A 20,012-nucleotide genomic window follows, 5' to 3' on the forward strand; every position below is an offset into this window, starting at 1 on the left:
GCTTCCGGCCCTCCTGAGTGCAATCGATTGCACATTTGAGTTAAAGGTACGGCTATTTCCATCTTCCTGTCAAGAGCCGGCAAGTCTATGCTGGTATCCATGTCTGACCCGCTCCTTGTTTTGGGCTCCCGCGTAACCCACGGCTATCCCGGCGCCATGCTGCGCTCGCGCCTAGACAAGGCGTTGGCGCTCTATAGCGGTCAGCAGATTATTGTCTCCGGCCGCGGTGAGGCGGGTCCCATGGCTACATACCTCATTGAACGCGGCGTGCCGGCCGAGCGGGTAGTGGTGGAGCCGGAAGCCACGAGTACTAATGAAAATCTAGAAAATGCCCACCGCTTGGCCCCGGATGCCGTATTGCACGTGGTGACCAATGATTTTCATATCCTGCGCACGGCGCTGTGGGCCTGGCACCTCGGCATTGCCGTGCAACTGCATCCCGCGCGCACCCCGTGGCGGTTGATGCCGCGCAATTACCTGCGCGAAGTCCTCGCCACTCCTCACTCAGCGGCGCGAATAGTGTGGCGACGGATGCGGGGATAGCGCTCCTGCCTCGGTGTAGCGGCCCGCTGCCCACAGGCGCCTCCAACCCCGAAAGAGGTTAACAAGCGGTTAACTCCACTGCGGTGAGCAGCTGAAATAGAAGGTATTCGCGGGTAGTTATGCAAACGATTGACCGGCGCTTTGCCGTACTCCTAGGCTAAATCCAACGAAAGTTATAGCCAGAAAGGTCTTTGTTATGACCAGTGGAGGAGCAGCTGGCCCTGACGCTGACTACCCCAGCGTCGCACTTGCCCATGGCGATTATGCGGCAGAGATTGGTCTATTCGGCGGTACACTCAAAGCGCTGACCTATCGCGGCGCGCCCTTAGTAGAAAGCTACGAAGGCAAGCCGCCGCTGATGGCCGGAGTGGTGCTGGCGCCGTGGCCCAATCGCACCGAAGATGGCTGGTTTGAATGGCAGGGGACCGCCCACCAGCTAGAGATCACGGAGCCGGAGCGCAATAACGCCATCCATGGATTCGCGGTGGATTGGTGGCGCGTCACGGAACGCTCGGACAACCGGGTGGCTCTTGCCTTTGATATTGAGCCGCGCCAGGGCTGGCCGTGGGCGATTCAACTAGAGGCCACCTACGCCCTCGATGAGCGGGGATTGCACCACCAGCTCACCGCCCGCACCGCGGAACCCGGCGAGGTTCCCTTCGCCTATGGGCTGCACCTCTACCTCTCCCCACAGGGAGCTGGGGCGGAGGAGGCGGTGCTCAGTGTGGACGTCGGCAAGCGCTACTTGCTAGGCGCCCGCAACCTGCCTACGGGAAAGACGGAGCAGGTGCGCATTGTTAATCAGCCCATCGCCGAGGTGGACTGGGACGATTGCTTCCACGGCGAAGGCCCACTGACGGCCGTGTATTCGGCCGGCGGAAAGGGTGTGCGCCTGGAGATGGGCGAAGGCCTGAACTGGGTGCAGATGTTTACCCCGGCCGATTTCCCGCGGGCAGGTGGCCCCGGCAAGGCATTAGCCGTGGAGCCCATGAGCGCGCCGCCGAATGCGCTGCGCAGCGGGGAAGACCTCGCGCGCCTGAGCGCTCAGAACCCGCAGAGATTCACGCTGCGCCTTGCAGCAGAGAACAATAACTAGAAAGGTCAGCCATGGAGACTGCTGAATCCGTATTGAGGCTCGATGCCTCCTGGGTGGACTACTTCTTGGTAGCCATCTACTTCCTCTTCGTACTAGGCATCGGCTGGGCCGCCAAGGCCCGAGTGTCTAGCTCCATCGACTTCTTCCTCTCCGGCCGGGGACTGCCAGCCTGGGTGACCGGACTGGCCTTCGTCTCGGCCAACCTGGGTGCCGTGGAAATCATTGGTATGTCCGCCAATGGCGTGGAGTACGGCTTCCAAACCATGCACTACTTCTGGATCGGCGCCATCCCGGCCATGGTCTTTTTGGGCATTGTGATGATGCCGTTCTACTACGGCTCCAAGGTGCGCTCGGTGCCGGAGTTCATGCGCAAGCGCTTTGGCAACGCCGCGCACCTGGTCAATGCGATTTCTTTCGCCGTGGCCCAGCTGCTTATTGCCGGCGTGAACCTGTACTTGCTGGCCACCATCGTAGAGGCCCTGCTGGGCTGGCAGATGTGGGTATCGCTCCTCGTGGCCGGCATCATCGTGCTGTCCTATATCACCCTGGGCGGCCTTTCGGCCGCCATCTATAACGAGGTGCTGCAGTTCTTCGTCATCATCGCCGCACTCGCCCCGCTGACCATCATTGGTTTGAACCGCGTTGGTGGTTGGAGCGGGCTGAAGGACGCGGTGGCCCAGGAATCGCACTTCCACACTTGGCCGGGCACGGATATCTCCGGTTTTGAGAATCCCGTGTGGTCCGTCATCGGCATCGTGCTGGGCCTCGGCTTCGTGCTTTCCTTTGGTTACTGGACCACCAACTTCGTGGAAGTTCAGCGCGCCATGGCCTCCGATTCCATTTCCGCCGCCCGTAAGACGCCGATTATCGGCGCCTTCCCCAAGATGTTCGTGCCCTTCCTCGTGGTCATTCCAGGCATGGTTGCCTCCGTTTCCGTGGCCGACTTGATGGAGGAGCGCGCGGAGCCCAACGACGCCATCTTGCTGCTCATGCGCGACCTTTTGCCTAATGGCCTGCTGGGCGTGGCGATCGCCGGCCTGCTCGCTTCCTTCATGGCCGGCATGGCCGCGAATATCTCGGCCTTTAATACCGTCATCTCCTATGACATCTGGCAGACCTATGTGGTCAAGGACCGCGAGGATGACTACTACCTGAAGTTCGGCCGCATCGCCACGGTTATCGCCACCGCTATTGCCATCTTTACCGCACTGCTCGCGCAAAACTTTGGCAATATCATGGACTACCTGCAAACCCTGTTTGGCTTCTTCAATGCGCCGCTGTTTGCCACCTTCATTCTGGGCATGTTCTGGAAGCGCATGACCCCGCACGCCGGTTGGTCCGGACTCGTAGCCGGTACCGGTTCTGCTATCGCTTTCTGGTACGTCGCATCCTTCACGGACATGATCAACCTGCCCGGCCAAGGCACGGCCTTTGTGGCGGCTGGTGTGGCCTTCGTGGTGGATATCTTGGTCTCCATCGTGGTCACCCTGTTCACCCAGCCCAAGCCGGATAGCGAGCTGGTTGGCTTCGTCTCTTCCGTGACCCCCAAGGACCACTTTGAGGACTACACCGAAAAGTCCTTGCCGTGGTACCAGCAGACCGTCCCGCTGGGCATCATTTGCCTGGTGATGGCCGTAGCCCTCAACGTCATCTTCGCCTAAGGAGCCCAACATGTCTGAGAAAAAGCGCGCGGGCGCATTCGACCTGCGCAACGTCATCGCCGCACTCCTCGGCCTCTACGGCCTGATTTTGCTCGGCTGCTATTTCTTCCTCGACCCAGGCATCAACCCGGATACCGGGCAGGCTAAGAACGCCAGCGATAACCTATGGGCAAGCCTTGCTTTGCTGGCCGTGGCCGCTGCCTTTGTGCTGTGGGCACGCCTGAAGCCCATCACCATCCCAGGAGAAAACTAATGGTTGAGATTACCTCCGCCACGCTTGCCGACGGCCGCGAGATCCTCTACTTCGACGACCAGCCCCATCCCGACCGCGTGCTTGTCGACGCCCGCGATATCCCCACCGTCGCCCCCGCTTCCGAAATGCGCCGGGATCCCCTAACGGGGGATTGGGTGGCCTTTGCCGCCCACCGCATGAACCGCACCTTCTTGCCACCGGCCAACGAGAACCCGCTGGCGCCTACGCGCGAAGGCCAGCTGCCCACGGAGATCCCCAGCCCCAGCTATGACGTGGTGGTCTTTGAAAACCGCTTCCCGTCCTTTGCCACCACCGCGGACATCGAGCATCCGGAGGACGATAACCTGCTTGGCATGGTGCCGCGCCTTCCTGCCCGCGCCCGCTGCGAGGTGGTCTGCTTTACCGAGGACCCAGCCCTATCCTTCAAGGACCTGCCGGAATCGCGCATCCGCACCGTCATCGAGGCCTGGGCTCACCGCACCGCCGCACTATCCCAGATCGACGGCGTGGAGCAGGTATTCCCCTTTGAAAACCGCGGCGAAGAAATAGGCGTGACCCTCCAGCACCCGCACGGCCAGATCTACTCCTATCCATTCCTCTCGCCCCGCCTGCGGTCCATTGTGGATTCCGCCCGCGCCTATGACGGCGACCTCTTCCAGGATCTCCTCGATCGTGAGCGCGCCGCCGGTACCCGCATCATTGCTGAGACCGAGCACTTCACCGTCTTTGTTCCCGCCGCCGCCAAATGGCCGCTGGAAGCCATGGTCATGCCCAATGAGGAGGTTCCCGATTTCGCCGCGCTTTCCGGCGCCCAACGTGCCGACCTCGCGCCCCTCCTCAAGAAGCTGTACTCCGCCGTGGACCGCTTCTTCGATGGCGTGGACAAGACCCCGTATATCGCCGGCTGGACCCAGGCGCCGGTGGATCCGGACCTGCGCCCCGGCATCCGCATGCACCTGCAGCTCTTTTCGCTCATGCGATCGCCCGGCCGCATGAAGTACCTTGCCGGTTCCGAGTCCTCGCAGGCCGTGTGGATCAATGACACCACCCCGGAGCGCATCGCCGCCCGCTTCAAGGAGATCTGGGATGCTTAACTGGATTGACACCCGCAGCGATGACGAGCTTGCCGCCGCAGCCCGCGACCTCTTCGCCGCTTCCTTTCCGGACGCGCCCGAGCCCGCCGGCGTGTGGGCCGCTCCCGGCCGCGTCAACCTCATCGGCGAGCACATCGATTACGCCGGCGGCGCCTCCATTCCCTTTGCGCTGGAACAAAACACCGCCGTCGCCGTCGCACCCCGCACCGATGGCCTTCTCCGGATAGCCTCCGAATACGACGGCAGCGTTGCCCAGGCCAGCCTCCCACTCTCCGAAGTCCGCCCTGGCCACCCTTCCGACTGGTCCGGCTACGTTGCCGGCACCGTCTGGGCCGCCACTGCCGCGGACGTTCTGACCTGCACCGGCCTCGATATTGCCATCGTCTCCGATGTCCCCGTCGGCTCTGGCCTGTCCAGTTCCGCCGCCCTCGAATGCTCCGTGGCCGTGGCCGCCTACGAGCTCTGCCACGGCAACGCTCCTGATGACGCCGCCCGCGCGCAGCTGGCCCAGGCTTGCATCCGCGCCGAAAACGAGGTGGTTGGCGCCTCTACCGGCGGCTTGGATCAAAATGCGAGCCTCTTCGGTCAGCGTGGAAAGGCCCTCTTCCTGGATTTTGCCACCGGCGCCGTCGAGCGCGTGCCGTTCAATATCGAAGCCCAGGACATGGTGCTGCTCATCGCGGACACCAATGCGCCGCATACGCTTTCCGACGGCCAATATGCCTCCCGCCGCGGCATCATCGACGCCGTTCAGACTGCCGCCGGCCGCTCCATCCGCGAAATCCCGGATGCCGTCGCCTTCGCCGCAACCGTCAACCCCCAGGAGGCTGAACTCTACCGCCGCCGCGTGCGCCACGTGGCGGAAGAGACTGAGCGCACCTTAGCCGCCGCTACCGCGCTCACCTCATCCGACCTGGCAGAGTTCCGCCGCCTCATGCGCGAAAGCCACCTTTCCCTGCGCGACCTGTATGAAGTCACCACTCCGGAACTCGACTCCGCTTTCACCGCGGCTGGCGAACTCGGTGCCCGCATGACTGGCGGCGGCTTCGGCGGCGCCGTCATCGCGCTCATCCCGCGCTCCGCCGTGGAGTCCACCGCCCAGGCCATTTACGACGCTGCAGCATCCCGCGGCTTCCCAGAGCCCACCTTCTTGGTGGCCCGCCCGGGAGACGGCGCCCGCCGCTTGGCTTAAGCTCCGGCTCCGGGCTCGGCTCGGTCGCGACCCCCAGCGCGCCTCTCGTCGTTAGGTCCATACTGATCAGGCTGATCTGAAGGCTGGGCCGCCTCAGATCGGCCCTAACTCCCTCAATTCGGCCTGATCAGATCAGCCCTAAGCCTTTAGCGTTTGGTTCACAACGCCGAGAGAGCTTTCTGAATCCCCTCGCGCAGCGTCTCGCGAGACTGCTTCATCGGATGCGCAATCGCGCGCAACCCCATGTACGCAATCTGGTCGGCCGCCCGATTCAGCGGATCGCCCGCATGCCCGAGCACACGGCGAATGTCAACCTCGCATTGGCCCTGGATATCGCCCCAAGCTTGCTGGAATCGGGACCGCGCACCCGAAGACACCCCTCGCCACGTGCGCCCCGGCCGCGATGCTTTAGAGCCGCGCTTATGCACAATCTGCTCGACCGCCTCCAAAGCGGCTACGGAATCGGACTCAATAACCGCCTTGCGCGCACCCACCTTGAGCAGGTATTTCAGCGCGAGCGTCAGTGCTTCGAGCTCAAGCTCATCCGTGCTCGCCTTGGTTTCTCGAGTTCGCAATCGGTAGTCGCCGTTTCCCGCAACGAAGCACATCGACCCCTTGAATACGGTATCCGAGGAAGCATCGGTGGCTATGCGCACCACGTCGCCCTCGGCCCACGAGGAGGCGCGCGAGAAGTTCGGCCACCAGTGTGCTTTCGGCGTCTCTACCTGTGTCGCTTGCTTCTTTTTCGGCGCCTCACCCATCTTGCGGGCCTTCCGGGCGGTCAGGCCGGCTTGTTTTCTGCGCACGGAGCTCGCGCTTTTCGATGCCCTATTTTCTCCCGCAAAGCTTCCCGTCACCGTGAAACCGTCTGCCGTGAGTGCCGCCCGCAACGCGTTCTGCCTGCGGCCAGTGACAATCCACACCCGTCCGTCGAGTCCCTTGAGTGCGCGTTTGACCTCCCGCACGGCGATATCGACGATATCGCCCTTTTTCGTCTGGCCGCGGCGCACAAAACGCGTCTGCTTAGTATTGACCGCGATGACCCAGCCTTCGATGGTGCCGTTGGGGGCGGAATCCCAACGTTCGTCCCAGAGCGCGACCGCAACATGGATTGGTGCCGAGACCATATCCGAGGTGATCTTGCGGGTGCCGTAGGTGCGCGATTGCGTACCGGTTAGTTCTGAGAGCTCGATGGGTTCCATTATCTCTAGTAAAGCACGGTTAACCGCGCTGCTGAATTATCCCCCACACCGCCGCTGTGAACTAATTCTCCTTAGGTCGAATGTGATCGAGCCGATCTGAGCACAACCCGCCCTCAAATCAGCCTCAACGCCCTCAATTCGGCCCGATCACCTTGGACCTAACGTTCCGACCCCCACTCAAGGTCCTCGGAAATTCACCTTCCTGAGCCTCATGACGCGTGCCCCGCCCCGCCAGCCGCGAAGATGAAACCATGATTACAGATCACTTCATCAACCTTCGTTACGCCGGAGCCGAAAGTCCGCACCATTTAGCCCTCCAACGCGGTGAGCTCACCCAGATAGCGCCCTGGGTCGCCGTTCCCACGGCCACCTGGAGGCAATGGGTGCGCCATAAACAACAATTCGCCAAAGTAGTCGCTGCCGGGTGGAGCACCCACCGCGCCGTCCTCATCGGCAAATCGGCCGCGCGGCTGTGGGGAATGTGGGTAATTTCCGGGGAAGGGGAGGAGGTGGAGCTAGCGGTGCCTTCGGGAAGCGTTCCCCCACGCAGGCTCACCCCGAAAGGCTACCGGTACCGCCGAGTAAAGTCCCTTCAAGAATCCACGGTGTCGATAGCGGGTGTGCGCGCCACGAATCCCGCCCGCACCTGCCTCGAAATCGCCCGGCTACACGGCTTCCCAGATGGCCTGGTAGCTACTGATTCTGCCCTCGGCCGACACGACGTCACTACATACGACCTGCGCGAAGAACTGGCAAAAATGCAGCGCACGAGGGGACAAGCAGCCATGCGTAAGGTTATCGAGCACGCGTACGGCGGATCGGAATCGCCCTATGAGTCCTATCTGCGAGCCCTTATTATTGAGCGTTTCCCGCAGGTGAAAATTGAGCCCCAGAAATCGCTGCTCGGGAAATATCGGGCGGATCTTTGTCTCGATGGCTGGCTGGTACTCGAGGTCGATGGCGATGCCAAGTATGACGGCACCTATGGCGAGGCACCCGCCCACGTGGTCAAGCAGCAGATAAAGAGGCAGCGAGCGCTAGAAAACCGCGGATACGTGGTGCTGCGCTTTGGCCCCAGCGATATGAAAGCGCCGGACGAGGCATTGCGGATAATCGCTAGCCACCTGGGAAAACGTGGCAGAAAAGTAGCCTAGATCACCCCCGCGCCACCCCACAACGCATAAAAGTTGTTGAACAAAAGGCATAGCAACCTTTAAGATGATGCGCATCACAAACTAATGCGACCTGCATCACGAAAGGTGAAATCTAGTGAGTGCTGAGACATCACACGCCGCTCCGGCGCAGGCAGGGGACAAGACCCCGCCCAAAGGCCTCGGCGCCATGGCCGGTGCCATGTTCCTCATGGCCACCTCCGCCATCGGTCCGGGATTTTTGACCCAGACCTCGGTCTTTACCGTGCAGATGGGTGCGTCCTTCGCGTTTGCGATTATGCTGTCCATCCTCGTTGATATCGCCATCCAGCTCAATGTGTGGCGAGTTCTCTGCGTGACCGGCATGCGCGCCAATACCTTGGGCAATACCGTGCTCCCTGGCCTGGGCTGGGTGCTTGCCGTATTCGTGTTCATCGGCGGCGCAGTCTTCAATATTGGCAATATCGCCGGTTCTGGCCTGGGCATTAACGCGATGCTGGGCATCGATTCGCGCATCGGCGGCGTCATTGCCGCGGCCATCGCGATCTTCATCTTCCTCTCCAAAAAGGCGGGCATGGCGCTTGACCGTCTCGTCGCGGTCTTGGGCGCGGTCATGATCCTGCTGATGCTCTACGTTGCGGTGGTCAGCCAGCCACCGGTGGGGGAGGCGCTCAAGAATACCGTCGCGCCGGGCGAGATCGACTTCTTCGTCATCACCACCATCATCGGCGGCACCGTGGGCGGCTATATCACCTTTGCCGGCGCGCACCGCCTCATCGATTCCGGCCACACCGGCGTGGAAAACGTCAAGAACATTACCTATACCTCGGTAAGCGGCATCGTGGTCACCGGCATCATGCGCATGCTCCTCTTCTTGGCGGTTCTCGGTGTGGTGGCCACCGGCGTGGCGCTCTCGGACGACAACACCGCGGCCGATGCTTTCTACAATGCCGCCGGCGAGTTTGGCCTGCGCGCCTTCGGCGTAGTCCTCTTCGCGGCCGGTTTGTCCTCGGTTATCGGCGCCGCCTATACCTCGGTATCCTTCGTGACCTCCCAGGAAACCTCGACGCGCACCCGCAATATCCTCACCATCATCTTTATTGCGGTGTGCACGGTAGTCTTCGTGGCCATCAACTCCGCGCCACAGAAGTTGCTCATCTTCGCCGGCGCCATCAACGGCCTGATCCTGCCCATCGGTTTCGCCCTCGTGATGTGGGTAGCCTGGCGCCGCCGCGATCTCCTGCAGGGATACAAGTATCCCAAGTGGTTGCTGATTATCGGCACCCTGGCGTGGGTGCTCACCATCTTCATCGGCTTCAAGGCTTTCTCCGGCATTACCGAGCTGTGGGCATAATGCAGACTCCGGAGCAGGTGCGCGAGTATGCGCGCAGCCATGACATGGCCACCACCGCCGGGCATGCCCGCGGCTTCATGCAGGCTAACCTGCTGGCCGTGCCGCAGGAATATGCCTTCGATTTCTTGCTCTTTGCCCAGCGAAATCCCAAGCCATGCCCGATTGTGGGCGTGCTGGAAGCCGGTCAGTACACCTCCGAGCTACTGCCGGGTGGGGACATCCGCACCGATATTCCGGCCTACCGCGTCTTTGAAAACGGCGAGCATACAGCCACGCTTGCCGACGCCACCTCCTACTACACCCCAGACATGGTCAGCTTCCTTATCGGTTGCTCTTTTACCTTCGAGACTGCGCTGCAGGATAACGGCATTGAGGTCGCGCACATTGCTCAGCAGCGCAATGTGCCGATGTTTAAAACCACGATTCCCACCACCCCGGCCGGTGTCTTTTCCGGTCCCATGGTGGTCTCCATGCGCCCGATTCCGGCCGCGCAGGTCTCCGATGCCGTGCGGATTACCTCCCGTTACCCATCTGTTCACGGCGCCCCGGTTCACGTGGGTGACCCGGCGGCCATTGGTATTGAGGATCTGTCCCGCCCCGATTTTGGTGATCCGGGCGAAGTGCCAGAGGGCTGCCTGCCGGTCTTTTGGGCCTGTGGGGTGACTCCGCAGGCCATCGTGATGGAATCGAAGCCGCGCCTAGCCATTACGCACGCGCCGGGTCAGATGCTCGTGACCAACGCCCGCGATCAAGATTTCCTCATTCCTTAATCGTCCAGCACGGCGAGGATCTTCTCGCAGGTATTCATGAGGCTGTCATGCGCAAGCGTGGCGGCCTCGCGGCGTTTTCCATCCGCGATGAGCGTGGCCAAGGTGATGTTTCCTTGAATGTGGTCCGCATGCAGCTGCGGATAGCGAGGAATGGCTAGCAGGAAGGTGAGCCGCATGCGGGCGAGCAGGTTATCCATCTGCTCATTAAGCGTAGGCGAGCCCAGCGCGGCCACCAGCGTGCGGTGGAAGCGTTGGTTGATGGCGGAGACTTCCTGGTGCTCGCCGCGTGCTGCGTAGTCGAAGGCGGAGGAAGTGAGGGTGACGAGCGAGGGGGCGTCGGCAAAAGCGCCCCACCGCACCGCCGCGGGCTCGATGGCCGCGCGGGCGGCAAAGAGGTCACGGATATAGTCTGCGTCCGGCGTGGCGAGGAAGACGCCGCGGTTGGGGATGCGCTCGACAATGCGCTCCGCGGCGAGCCTAGTGAAAGACTCGCGGAGGGTATTGCGCGAGCAGTGAAAGCGCTCGGCCGCCTTGACCTCGCTGAGCTGCTCGCCCGGCTGGAACTCGCCGGCGGAGATGGCCTCGCGCAGCTCGGAGGCGACAGACTGGGAAAGCATGACCACAACTGTACTAAAAAGTTATGCACCTCACATTGGAGATGAGGTGCAAAAGGGTGGCGTGAGCGCTAATCGATGGTCGCGATGACCTTGGAGGAATCCAGACGGTCACCCTCGGCGGCCAGGAGCTTGATGGTGCCGCCGCGCGGAGCCTTGATGGCCGATTCCATCTTCATGGCCTCGACGGTGGCGATGGCATCGCCCTCGGCCACGGTATCGCCGTCCGCAACGTTCCAGGCCACGAGGTTTGCTTCGAACGGGGAGGTGACCGCGTTGTCATCGGTAGACTGTGCGCCGGCCGAAGATGGTGCGGTGGAGGCAGAACCGCCGGCCGAGGCGGCGCCTGGCGCGGCGAGGAAGTCCACGGGCACGCCGACGTTGACCAGCTTGCCGTCGATTTCTACGGCCACATTGCGGCGCTGGGTGTAGATAGCCTCGACCTTTTCCACCTGGTTGGCGGCAGACGGGCGGTAGTTGTGATCCACCCAGTCCGTAAACACGCCGATCTCGGAGGCGCCGGCGGCAGCGGCATCGTCTGCTGGGGCGGCGGTGCCGATGAGTGCAGGCTCATCCATCATGTCGCGGTGGAACGGCAGTACGGTGCGCACGCCGGTGACGGTGAACTCGCGTAGGGCAAAGCGGGCGCGGGCCAGGGCGATCTCGCGGGTCGGTCCCCACACCACCAGCTTGGCAATCAGGGAGTCATAGTACGGCGGGATGATAGAGCCAGAGCGCACCGCGGAATCCACGCGGATGCCCGGGCCGGTGGGCGGCTCGAAGGAGACGATGGTGCCGGGGCACGGCGCAAAGCCATTGAGGATATCCTCAGCATTGATACGGAACTCAAAAGCATGGCCGTGGGACTGCGGATCCTCATCGAAGGACAGCGGCTCCCCGGCCGCGATGCGGAACTGCTCGGCGATGATATCGGTACCGGTGACTACCTCAGTAACGGGGTGCTCGACCTGGACGCGGGTATTGACCTCCAGGAAGGAAATGGTGCCGTCCTCGGAAACGATGTATTCCACAGTGCCGGCGCCGGTGTAGCCCACCTTGGAGCAAATGGAGCGGGCGCCTTCGATGATGCCGTTGCGTTGGGCGTCGGAAAGCGCGGGCGCCGGAGCCTCCTCAATGAGCTTTTGGAAGCGGCGTTGGGTGGAGCAATCGCGGGTGCCGAGCACGCGCACATTGCCGTGCGTATCGGCCAGCACCTGGGCCTCGACGTGGCGTGGGTGGGTGAGGAACTTCTCCACGTAGCACTCGGCGCGGCCGAAAGCCTCCATGGCCTCGCGGCCGGCGGAGTTGAACGCGCCCTCAATTTCTTCCATATTGTCCACGACCTTCAAGCCGCGTCCGCCGCCGCCATAAGCGGCCTTGATGGCAATGGGCAGGCCATGCTCTTCGGCGAAGGCGCGGGCCTCCTGCCAGTCATCGATGGGATCGGAGGTACCCGGTGCCAGCGGCGCGCCGACCTCCTCGGCCACGCGGCGCGCAGCGATCTTGTCACCGAGCAACTCGATGGACTCCGGGGAAGGGCCAATCCAGATCATGCCGGCCTCGGTAACCGTGCGGGCAAAGTCGGCGTTTTCGGACAAGAAGCCGTAGCCCGGGTGGATGGCATCGGCACCGGCGCGCACCGCGATATCGAGTAGCGCGGGCACGTTCATGTAGGTATCGGCCGCGGTATTGCCCGGCAGCGCATAAGCTTCATCGGCTACCTGGGTATGCAGGGCACCTGCGTCCGCTTCGGAGTAAATGGCGATGGACTTAATGCCCAGGTCGCGGGCGACGCGGGCGATACGCACGGCAATCTCGCCGCGGTTAGCAATGAGGACGGTTTTAATCTGCATTCTGTTCTCCAGTGTTCAAGGCTTGGGGTGCTACGAGTTCAAAGTTCACGTGCGCGCCGGGTGGCAGCTGCGCGGCGATATCAATATCTTCTTCCAATACGGTGGCGATGACCGGGTAACCGCCGGTCACGGCGTGATCGCGGAGGAAGACCACGGGCTTGCCATTGGGCGGGATTTGGATCGAGCCGGCGACCATGCCTTCGGACGGAAGCTCGCCGTCCTTGACGCGTTCAATCGGTTCTTCGCCATCGAGGCGCAGGCCCACGCGGTTGGAATCCGAGGTGACGGTCCACTCGGTATCCAGGAAGGCGGAGACATTATCGCCAAACCAGTCATCACGGGGTCCGAGCACGCAGCGCAAGGTGGCGCGGGTCTTGCCGTCGGAGCTTTCACGCACGCGCAGTGGGTTAGCCAGCTGGGCGTCGGTCATGCCGGTAGAGCGCGGTAGCACGCCGATGACATCGCCGGTGGTGACCGGGTCCGGGCCAAGGCCAGAAAGGACGTCGGTGGCCGCGGAGCCAAGCTCGGATTCGGCGATGATGCCGCCGCGGATGGCCACGTAATTGCGCATGCCTACCGTTGCAGGATCCACCGAGACGGTGTGCCCGGCCGTGACCAGCACGGGGCGGGCGAGGTGAACCGGCATCTCGCCGAGGCGCACACGCGCGGTAGCGCCGGTGACGCAAATGACGGTATCGGTGAGCGCGTGGAGCTTAATGCCGCCGATATTCTCCAGCACCGTTGCCCCGCGCGGGTTGCCCACGGCCACATTGGCGGTCGCGGCGGCGGCGCGGTCGGCAGCACCGGAGGGAGTCACGCCGAGATCGCCCACACCGGGGCGGCCCAGGTCTTGGTAGAGGGTGAGCAGGCCGGCATCGATAACCTCCATGCGCGGCAAGCGGGCAGGGGCGCGCTTCGAGCGGGCAGAGTGATCAACAAGCTCAGGCAGCTTATCCACGCTGCGATAGCGCACGCGGTCGCCCGGCTGTACCAGCGCCGGCGGGTTGGCATTGGAATCCCACATCGGCGTATTGGTGGTGCCCAAAAGCTGCCAGCCGCCCGGGGAAACGCGCGGGTACACCGCGGAAAACTCACCCGCGATACCTACAGCACCGGCCGGCACCGCGGTACGGGGACTGGAGCGGCGGGGCACCGCTCGCGCCTGGGAGGGCTCCGACGGCGCACAGTAGGTAAAGCCCGGGGCAAAGCCACCGAAAGCCGCGGTCCACTCGGTAGAGGTATGCCAGTCAATGAGCGCCTCTCGCGAAAGGCCCAGCAGGTCCGCGGCCTCGTCCACATCCTCGCCGTCATAGAGCACATCGATTTCTACCGTTCGGGCCTCCGCAGCCGTCGCGGCGGCAGGGGAGAAGTCCTGCAGGAATTCCGCTGCATCGCGCGCCGAATCCGGCGCTTCAAACGTCAGCAGCAGGGTGGTGGCGGCCGCGATGCAGTCCACCTGATTCTTCAACGGCTTGGCAGAAAGCGCCGCGTGCCAATCCATCACCTGGTTCAATCCATCCAGGTCAATGAGCAACGCGCGCGTGCCCACAAAATTAATGTGCATTAGATAAAGCTCCGAATCTCGATGCCTTCTTCCCACAGGCGCTCCACCACGCCGCGCAGCAGCTTCACCGCGCCGGGCGAATCGCCGTGGGTGCATACGGATTGCGCATCCACCTCTAACTTCGTGCCATCCACGGCCGTAATCGACCCGGTCTGCGCCACCTCAAGAACTCGCTGCACCACCTCATCGGCACTGCCAAGCACCGCATTGGCTTCCTTGCGCGAGACCAGCGTGCCATCGGGGTTGTAGTTGCGGTCCGCAAAAGCCTCACGGATGACGTTAAGCCCGCTGCGCTTGGCGACGTCCACCGCTACACCCCCTGGCAGTAACATCACCGGCAAGCCTCCGAAGGCCTTAATGCCCTTGATGACGGCTTCTGCTTGCGCCTCATCTTTCACGATTGCGTTATACATCGCACCGTGTGGCTTCACATAGGAAACCTTGGTGCCATTGGCGCGGGCCAAAGCGTCGAGCGCGCCAATTTGGTAGGTCACCTCGTCTGCAAGCTCGTCCGGGTTGTAATCGATAAAACGGCGGCCGAAACCCGCGGCGTCGTTATAACCCACGTGCGCGCCTACGGTCACGCCTGCTTCTGCTGCCGCCTTGAGGGTGCAGGCAATCGAGTGCGGGTCGCCCGCATGGAAGCCGGTGGCCACGTTTGCGGAGGACACCATCTCCAGCATTGCCGCGTCATCTGCGACCGGGTTGCCTGCAGTAGTCTCTCCCAAATCCGCATTGAGATCGATATGGAGCGAGGACATTCAACACCGTCCTTAAGATTGTTGAACAATTCGAATGTCATTAAGTGTAACCCTCGCCACTGCCATTTGTGAAGGCGGTTACGTTTCATTTACCCGCGTGCGCACCCCCACCTAGGTACGAGAAAACCGCCCCGCCCCGGGTAAGAGGTCCGGGAGGAGGCGGCGTGGCCCGCTAGAGCCCAAGGGCCCGAAGGCCCTAGCTTGTGAAATCTTTAGCGGCCGTAGTTCTGGACAGCGTAGAGCTTGCCCTCAGAGTTGACGGCAACACCAACGCCGATGGTCTTGGCACGCGGGTCGAGCATGATCTTGCGGTGGCCCGGGGATTCGTACCAGAGCTTAACCAGCTGTGCATCGGAGTAGTCGCTCCATGCCTGCAGTACGTTCTCGCCGCCGGCCGGGATATTGGAAGGGTAGTAGTTCCAGTGCTGTGGGCGGTGGCTGAGCTTATTGGCGCGAACCAGCTGGTTGGCCCAATCCTGAGCCAGTCCATTGAGTGCGGCGTTGGCGCGAACCGGGCGCAGGCCGTGTGCTTGGCGGTAAGCGTTGGTGTGATTGATGATGCTCTGTACGCGGTTGGAGGCCGGAGCAACTGGCTTTGCGGCGGCAGCCGGAGCGGCAGGCAGGTTGACGGAGGGTACCGGAAGGTTCACGCGACCGAAGCTGCTCAAAGAGCTCGATGCCTCTGCAGGGGCTACGCCAACACCGAGTGCGACGGCTGCTGCGAGTGCAGGAGCGACGAACTTCTTGGCGGAGAAGTGAACTTTGGGGGTGAACATGAGCGGTACCTTTCTACTGGAACCTAGCGGGAATCTATAAGGCGGGGATCTTGGAGTGTTAACGGCTAACTTCCGTTCCCCTTCACTTAAAAGTTAATCAATTCTGACCGGGTAAAATCCAGCTGACCAGCAAATATTAGGATTCTTGAAGTTGATTTCGCGCAAAACTAATTGCCTCTTAGTTATTTCTCGATTTGAGCTAGGAAACCCCTAAATTCCCTCAGTGATGGCGCTCAGCTCCCCGCCCCCACGGGGGTAGATTTCAACCAATATCTCAGGTTCCCAGGGAAATGAGATTGTTTTAAGGTATGTGGGCCTAGTTTTAAGTCCCCTTCTGGCAAAACTGGCCAGTTTCTTGATAGAGCCTATGAGAAACCTTGTGGTTCTCTGGCTATCTAAGGATCATAAGAGGGTACCAGGGTGATCCGTGATCTTGCTTGAGCCTGCCGCGCTGCCGCTACCACTCCCTCGAAACCGTCCCTCAGCCCCATCCCTGCGCAATATTGGCATAAGAAAAGCGCCCAGCGGGGAAATCGCTGAGCGCTTGCAGTTGCAAGACTATTTAGGCCTGAGTGGTTGCGGCCGCCTTGTCAGTCGCTGGTGCAGGGGAGAGTACCTGGGAAATGATGTCGGCAGCTTCCTTGCGGGTCTTCGCGCCGTGGAGTTGTGCGCGGAAGTCCTCCTTCATGATGTTGCGCGCCAGCTTGGACAGCAGCTTGAGGTGCTGCTTTCCAGCGTTATCCGGAACAGCAATAAGGAAGGCCAAGGTGGTCGGGTCTTCGCCCTCTGCCCACGTGACGCCGTGCGGCAGGCGGGCGAAGGCGAGCGTTGGTACCTTCACTCCGGCAGACCGAGCGTGCGGAATGGCCACGCCGTGGCCCACACCAGTGGAACGGGTAGATTCGCGCTTCAATGCGGCGCTAGCGACCGCCTCGGCATCAGACATGCGCGCGGAGGTGAGCTTCACCATGGAGCGAATGACCTCTTCGCTAGAAGAACCCAGATCTTTATCGAGGCTAATCGTATCGACTGCAACAAGTGGCTTATCCTTGCGCTGCGTCAATCCCACCAGCAGGAGAATAAGGCCAGCGCAAACAACGATGCCGGCAAGCATGGCGATAAAGAAGCCAACGACGTTATCTACCGCGCCGAGCACCGCGACGATCGGGCCGCCGTGCATGACGTGGTCTTGTGCACCGAAAAGACCGGCGAGCGCACCGGCTACGGCACCACCGGCAACATTGGCGGGGATGACCTGTAGCGGGCGTGCAGCCGCGAGCGGAATGGCGCCCTCGGTAATGCCGAAGAATCCCATGAACAACGCGGCGATGCCCGCATCCTTTTCGGCCTTGGTAAACCAGCGGCGGCGCAGGAGCGTAGCTACGCCCACGGCGAGGGGAGGTACGGCAATCGCACATGCCGCCATGCCCATCGGCGCCGCATTGCCGGCCGCGATCATGCCGCCGCCGAAGAGGAAAGCCGTTTTATTGAAGGGACCACCCATATCGAAGGCGATCATGGCGCCCAGGATAAGGCCTAGCACGATGACGGAGGAGCCCTGCATTCCAGCGAGATAGTTGGTCATTGCCTCGAACGCGGCCGAGACCGGTGCGCCAATGAGCAAGATGAAGATGAGCCCCACGATGAGCGTGGTGAAAATCGGGATGACGATGATGGGCCAAATCGGTGCGATGAACTTGTGCACCGGAATCTTCTTAATGGCAAGAGCCACATAACCGGACAAAATACCGGTGACAATGCCGCCCAAGAATCCGGCACCTGCCTCAGAACCGTAAAGGGAGCCGGTGGTAGCGATGAGTCCGGTAATAAGACCAGGGGCAAGGCCTGGGCGATCCGCGATGCCCACCGCAATGTAGCCGGAGAGCACCGGGACCATCAGTGAGAACGCCAGGGCGCCGAGCTCATTGACCGTGTTCCAGAAGCTATCTTCCGGAATCGCCATGCCCTCAGGCGTGGGCGTGCCGCCGATGGAGAGGGCGACCGCAATGAGCAGACCACCGGTCACCACGAACGGGATCATGTGCGAGACGCCGTTCATCAGCGCCTTGTACAAGGTTTGACCCACGCTATTCTTGCGAGGCGTCTCTTCCTCCGTCTTCTCGGAAGAGCCCTCCCAGCGCGAGGCGCTCAAGGACCTGCTGAGCAGTTCCTTCGGATGCTTGATGGCCTCGTCCACGCCGGTGGCCTCGAGACGCTTGCCGTGGAAGCGGTCCTTGGAAATGACCGTATCGGCACCAATGACAACGGCGTCGGCTTCCTCGATGTCTTGCTTGCTAAAGGCTCCCTCGACGCCGATGGAACCATGAGTTTCAATCTTGATGCGGTAGCCAAGTTCTTGGGCTGCGGCCTCGAGGTTCTCGGCCGCCATATAGGTATGCGCGATGCCCGTCGGACACGCCGTGATGGCGAGGATGAGGGGCGATGACTCTGTAGTGCTCATGGTTCTCATTAAACGGCAATCGTTTGCGTTGGCACAAGAGCCGGTGCGTCTATTCTCTGCGGATCTGGTAAGTCGTGCGTTGCGAGCCACGCTGGCCCCGCATGACAATCCAGCCCTTCCTCTCCAAGGCCTTGAGTGCGTAGCGCGCTTGCCCGGTACTGAGTTGGGTGCGTTCCGCGATCTCGTGAAGGCTTAAGGCGGGAGCATAGTCCGCCTCCGCGCCGAGCTGCATACTGTGAAAAACTTGCGGAACGTTCTTACCCAGCTGACTAAGCTCGTCCTCTACGCTGGCTTCCACTGCTCTCATCGCGGCACGGGCAGAAACCCGATGCGGGCTATCAGGCCTGGTGCGGGGGAAGATGACACGAAACTCGGTGCCAGTATCTATAAGGCGCGGTGCAGCTAGGCCTGCATCTAAACAGGCACGAATCATCTCTCGGATTCCTCCGCCCTCGCCTTCAATGACCGGGTGTCCTTCGCTGGTGCGAACTAGTTTGGCAAGCTCATAAAGGCGCTGATTTACTGCAGCTTTGGATAAGGTGGTGCTGGTCAATTGGGAGACCGAGACCCCTCGCAGCCCACCAGGGCTAGTAATGATCACTGCCTGCCGGGTGATGCGAACCTCAATTCTTTTTCCCACGCCTCGCGTGTGCGGTCCTAAATCCCGGTGCACTAACGCGTTGGCTACAGCCTCCCGAAGGGCGGCCGGCGGAATTTCCGGGATCTCTTCCACATGACCGCTTTCCGCATAGCGCAGGTCGGCCTGCAGATTGGCACGCAGCCAATCCACCACATCATCGAGGAGAGCGGGTAGAGGGCCGTCGAAATGGGTGAGGTTCCGCGTGCGCGCGGCGTGCTCCCGCGGAAGCTGCACCGCCGCGGTTACCCCGAGGGCAGGTACTTTTCCCTGCGGCAAGAAGCCGAGGGCATAATTTCCGGCTACGGTCAGTTGCCCGTTTACGGTTGCGCCAAGTACCTCGAGGAGGCGCTTGTCCTCCGTGATGGTGGATAGGCGCCTACTGCGTGAGCGGGCTGCGCGTAGCGCCTCTGCCGTAATGCTTTCATCCATGTCCCGCAGGTCGCTGCCAGGCACTGTCTGCTGGTCATAAAATTCTTGCTCAGATTCGTGGAGTGCCGCCACCTCGAGGATGCGCAAGTCGTTAGGCCCCATCACATAATTGCCATCCGCTTGCCGTAGGTAGGCCTCTCCTTTGATGCGGGCTGGTTTAAGCATGGGTGAAAGGGGCGCTACCGTCACTGCGATTACTACCGCTTCATCGATGCTGATGTGGGTAAAAGAGAGCTGGGGCGCAGGTTCTATTAGCGTTCTTGCTTGGTCCGCCACAGCCTTTTCTACCTGTGCAGGGTGCGCGACGCCGGTGGCGGCAAAGTTGAGGCTCTGATCGACGCCCAAAAGGATGTCACCGCCCATTGGCATGTTTGCAAAAGCACATATGGTGCGAGCCAAATCATGCGGTGCGCGAAGGAAGGAGCGCTTACATTCCAGCATCGTGCGGTCATCGCCAAAAAGCCGCAGCTGCTCAAGTGCCTCACGGAGGCTAATTGCATCCCAACCCATGGCGTCATTATAAAACCCTCATTGCAAAGTAGCAATGATTTTTTAATGAGGGGGAAGGGGCTTCTCGCTCATTGTGATGAACGGTACG

General features: G+C 61.6%; 17 protein-coding genes. 9 read left to right on the forward strand and 8 right to left on the reverse strand.

All coding sequences use genetic code 11. The features are described 5' to 3' along the window. The first annotated feature begins 99 nt into the window (after positions 1 to 99). From BJ985_RS11065 to galK, 6 genes are all read left to right on the forward strand, one after another. Complete coding sequence (locus BJ985_RS11065) at positions 100 to 543, forward strand: YdcF family protein (protein ID WP_005322511.1); 444 nt, start codon at positions 100 to 102, stop codon at positions 541 to 543. Between the two features lie 196 nt (positions 544 to 739). Beyond that, positions 740 to 1,639: an aldose epimerase family protein gene (locus BJ985_RS11070; RefSeq protein WP_005322510.1), complete on the forward strand. Its 900-nt coding sequence runs from the start codon at positions 740 to 742 to the stop codon at positions 1,637 to 1,639. Between the two features lie 11 nt (positions 1,640 to 1,650). Then, positions 1,651 to 3,300 (forward strand): sodium:solute symporter family protein, encoded by a 1,650-nt coding sequence (locus BJ985_RS11075; RefSeq protein WP_179387472.1) that lies wholly within the window; start codon positions 1,651 to 1,653, stop codon positions 3,298 to 3,300. A 10-nt stretch (positions 3,301 to 3,310) separates the two neighbouring features. Continuing rightward, entirely contained in the window at positions 3,311 to 3,553 is a 243-nt protein-coding gene (locus BJ985_RS11080; protein ID WP_005322508.1) for a hypothetical protein, read from the forward strand. Next, on the forward strand, positions 3,553 to 4,647 hold the full coding sequence (gene galT, locus BJ985_RS11085) for a galactose-1-phosphate uridylyltransferase (protein WP_005326682.1): 1,095 nt from the start codon (positions 3,553 to 3,555) through the stop codon (positions 4,645 to 4,647). The genes BJ985_RS11080 and galT overlap by 1 nt, the downstream gene beginning before the upstream one ends. Further along, a complete protein-coding gene (gene galK, locus BJ985_RS11090) occupies positions 4,640 to 5,839 on the forward strand; it encodes a galactokinase (RefSeq protein ID WP_179387473.1) in 1,200 nt (399 codons plus the stop codon). The genes galT and galK overlap by 8 nt, the downstream gene beginning before the upstream one ends. A 158-nt stretch (positions 5,840 to 5,997) precedes the next feature. On the opposite strand, the gene BJ985_RS11095 is transcribed toward galK, so the two are convergent. Then, positions 5,998 to 7,041 carry an RNase H family protein gene (locus BJ985_RS11095; protein ID WP_179387474.1) on the reverse strand — a complete coding sequence of 348 codons (1,044 nt, stop codon included), beginning with the start codon at positions 7,039 to 7,041 and terminating at the stop codon, positions 5,998 to 6,000. A 251-nt stretch (positions 7,042 to 7,292) separates the two neighbouring features. Here BJ985_RS11095 and BJ985_RS11100 point away from each other — a divergent pair, with 251 nt between their 5' ends. The 3 genes from BJ985_RS11100 to BJ985_RS11110 all read left to right on the forward strand — a co-directional run bounded on the left by BJ985_RS11100 (position 7,293) and on the right by BJ985_RS11110 (position 10,316). After that, positions 7,293 to 8,195 (forward strand): endonuclease domain-containing protein, encoded by a 903-nt coding sequence (locus tag BJ985_RS11100; RefSeq protein ID WP_179387475.1) that lies wholly within the window; start codon positions 7,293 to 7,295, stop codon positions 8,193 to 8,195. A 187-nt stretch (positions 8,196 to 8,382) separates the two neighbouring features. Next, positions 8,383 to 9,546 carry an NRAMP family divalent metal transporter gene (locus BJ985_RS11105; protein ID WP_179387623.1) on the forward strand — a complete coding sequence of 388 codons (1,164 nt, stop codon included), beginning with the start codon at positions 8,383 to 8,385 and terminating at the stop codon, positions 9,544 to 9,546. Continuing rightward, positions 9,546 to 10,316 (forward strand): putative hydro-lyase, encoded by a 771-nt coding sequence (locus tag BJ985_RS11110; protein WP_179387476.1) that lies wholly within the window; start codon positions 9,546 to 9,548, stop codon positions 10,314 to 10,316. Before BJ985_RS11105 ends, BJ985_RS11110 begins: the two co-directional genes overlap by 1 nt. Here the strand turns inward: BJ985_RS11110 and BJ985_RS11115 are convergent. The 7 genes from BJ985_RS11115 to BJ985_RS11145 all read right to left on the reverse strand — a co-directional run bounded on the left by BJ985_RS11115 (position 10,313) and on the right by BJ985_RS11145 (position 19,924). Continuing rightward, a complete protein-coding gene (locus BJ985_RS11115) occupies positions 10,313 to 10,933 on the reverse strand; it encodes a GntR family transcriptional regulator (RefSeq protein WP_179387477.1) in 621 nt (206 codons plus the stop codon). The genes BJ985_RS11110 and BJ985_RS11115 overlap by 4 nt on opposite strands. 68 nt (positions 10,934 to 11,001) lie before the next feature. Continuing rightward, positions 11,002 to 12,783, reverse strand: a complete 1,782-nt coding sequence (locus BJ985_RS11120; protein WP_179387478.1) for an acetyl/propionyl/methylcrotonyl-CoA carboxylase subunit alpha — start codon at positions 12,781 to 12,783, stop codon at positions 11,002 to 11,004. Further along, on the reverse strand, positions 12,773 to 14,347 hold the full coding sequence (locus BJ985_RS11125; RefSeq protein ID WP_179387479.1) for a 5-oxoprolinase subunit B/C family protein: 1,575 nt from the start codon (positions 14,345 to 14,347) through the stop codon (positions 12,773 to 12,775). The genes BJ985_RS11120 and BJ985_RS11125 overlap by 11 nt, the downstream gene beginning before the upstream one ends. Next, positions 14,347 to 15,108: a LamB/YcsF family protein gene (locus BJ985_RS11130; protein WP_179387480.1), complete on the reverse strand. Its 762-nt coding sequence runs from the start codon at positions 15,106 to 15,108 to the stop codon at positions 14,347 to 14,349. The genes BJ985_RS11125 and BJ985_RS11130 overlap by 1 nt, the downstream gene beginning before the upstream one ends. Before the next feature lie 212 nt (positions 15,109 to 15,320). After that, the gene (locus BJ985_RS11135; protein WP_179387481.1) at positions 15,321 to 15,884 is read right to left on the reverse strand and encodes a CAP domain-containing protein; all 564 of its coding nucleotides are present in this window, start codon (positions 15,882 to 15,884) and stop codon (positions 15,321 to 15,323) included. 562 nt (positions 15,885 to 16,446) lie between these two features. Continuing rightward, complete coding sequence (locus tag BJ985_RS11140) at positions 16,447 to 18,354, reverse strand: fructose-specific PTS transporter subunit EIIC (RefSeq protein WP_179387482.1); 1,908 nt, start codon at positions 18,352 to 18,354, stop codon at positions 16,447 to 16,449. Between the two features lie 40 nt (positions 18,355 to 18,394). Beyond that, positions 18,395 to 19,924, reverse strand: a complete 1,530-nt coding sequence (locus tag BJ985_RS11145; RefSeq protein WP_150851506.1) for an ATP-binding protein — start codon at positions 19,922 to 19,924, stop codon at positions 18,395 to 18,397. Positions 19,925 to 20,012 lie beyond the last annotated feature (88 nt).

Source organism: Corynebacterium tuberculostearicum (genome assembly GCF_013408445.1).
In the GTDB taxonomy this organism is placed as follows: Bacteria; Actinomycetota; Actinomycetes; order Mycobacteriales; family Mycobacteriaceae; genus Corynebacterium; species Corynebacterium tuberculostearicum.

What these genes read in the sequence shown, in the direction of transcription:
- BJ985_RS11115 (WP_179387477.1), bottom strand. Translation starts at nt 10,933, where the DNA reads ATGCTTTCCCAGTCTGTCGCCTCCGAGCTGCGCGAGGCCATCTCCGCC.
- BJ985_RS11065 (WP_005322511.1), top strand. Translation starts at nt 100, where the DNA reads ATGTCTGACCCGCTCCTTGTTTTGGGCTCCCGCGTAACCCACGGCTAT.
- BJ985_RS11080 (WP_005322508.1), top strand. Translation starts at nt 3,311, where the DNA reads ATGTCTGAGAAAAAGCGCGCGGGCGCATTCGACCTGCGCAACGTCATC.
- BJ985_RS11075 (WP_179387472.1), top strand. Translation starts at nt 1,651, where the DNA reads ATGGAGACTGCTGAATCCGTATTGAGGCTCGATGCCTCCTGGGTGGAC.
- BJ985_RS11140 (WP_179387482.1), bottom strand. Translation starts at nt 18,354, where the DNA reads ATGAGAACCATGAGCACTACAGAGTCATCGCCCCTCATCCTCGCCATC.
- BJ985_RS11135 (WP_179387481.1), bottom strand. Translation starts at nt 15,884, where the DNA reads ATGTTCACCCCCAAAGTTCACTTCTCCGCCAAGAAGTTCGTCGCTCCT.
- BJ985_RS11145 (WP_150851506.1), bottom strand. Translation starts at nt 19,924, where the DNA reads ATGGGTTGGGATGCAATTAGCCTCCGTGAGGCACTTGAGCAGCTGCGG.
- BJ985_RS11130 (WP_179387480.1), bottom strand. Translation starts at nt 15,108, where the DNA reads ATGTCCTCGCTCCATATCGATCTCAATGCGGATTTGGGAGAGACTACT.
- galT (WP_005326682.1), top strand. Translation starts at nt 3,553, where the DNA reads ATGGTTGAGATTACCTCCGCCACGCTTGCCGACGGCCGCGAGATCCTC.
- BJ985_RS11070 (WP_005322510.1), top strand. Translation starts at nt 740, where the DNA reads ATGACCAGTGGAGGAGCAGCTGGCCCTGACGCTGACTACCCCAGCGTC.
- BJ985_RS11120 (WP_179387478.1), bottom strand. Translation starts at nt 12,783, where the DNA reads ATGCAGATTAAAACCGTCCTCATTGCTAACCGCGGCGAGATTGCCGTG.
- BJ985_RS11095 (WP_179387474.1), bottom strand. Translation starts at nt 7,041, where the DNA reads ATGGAACCCATCGAGCTCTCAGAACTAACCGGTACGCAATCGCGCACC.
- BJ985_RS11105 (WP_179387623.1), top strand. Translation starts at nt 8,383, where the DNA reads ATGGCCGGTGCCATGTTCCTCATGGCCACCTCCGCCATCGGTCCGGGA.
- galK (WP_179387473.1), top strand. Translation starts at nt 4,640, where the DNA reads ATGCTTAACTGGATTGACACCCGCAGCGATGACGAGCTTGCCGCCGCA.
- BJ985_RS11100 (WP_179387475.1), top strand. Translation starts at nt 7,293, where the DNA reads ATGATTACAGATCACTTCATCAACCTTCGTTACGCCGGAGCCGAAAGT.
- BJ985_RS11125 (WP_179387479.1), bottom strand. Translation starts at nt 14,347, where the DNA reads ATGCACATTAATTTTGTGGGCACGCGCGCGTTGCTCATTGACCTGGAT.
- BJ985_RS11110 (WP_179387476.1), top strand. Translation starts at nt 9,546, where the DNA reads ATGCAGACTCCGGAGCAGGTGCGCGAGTATGCGCGCAGCCATGACATG.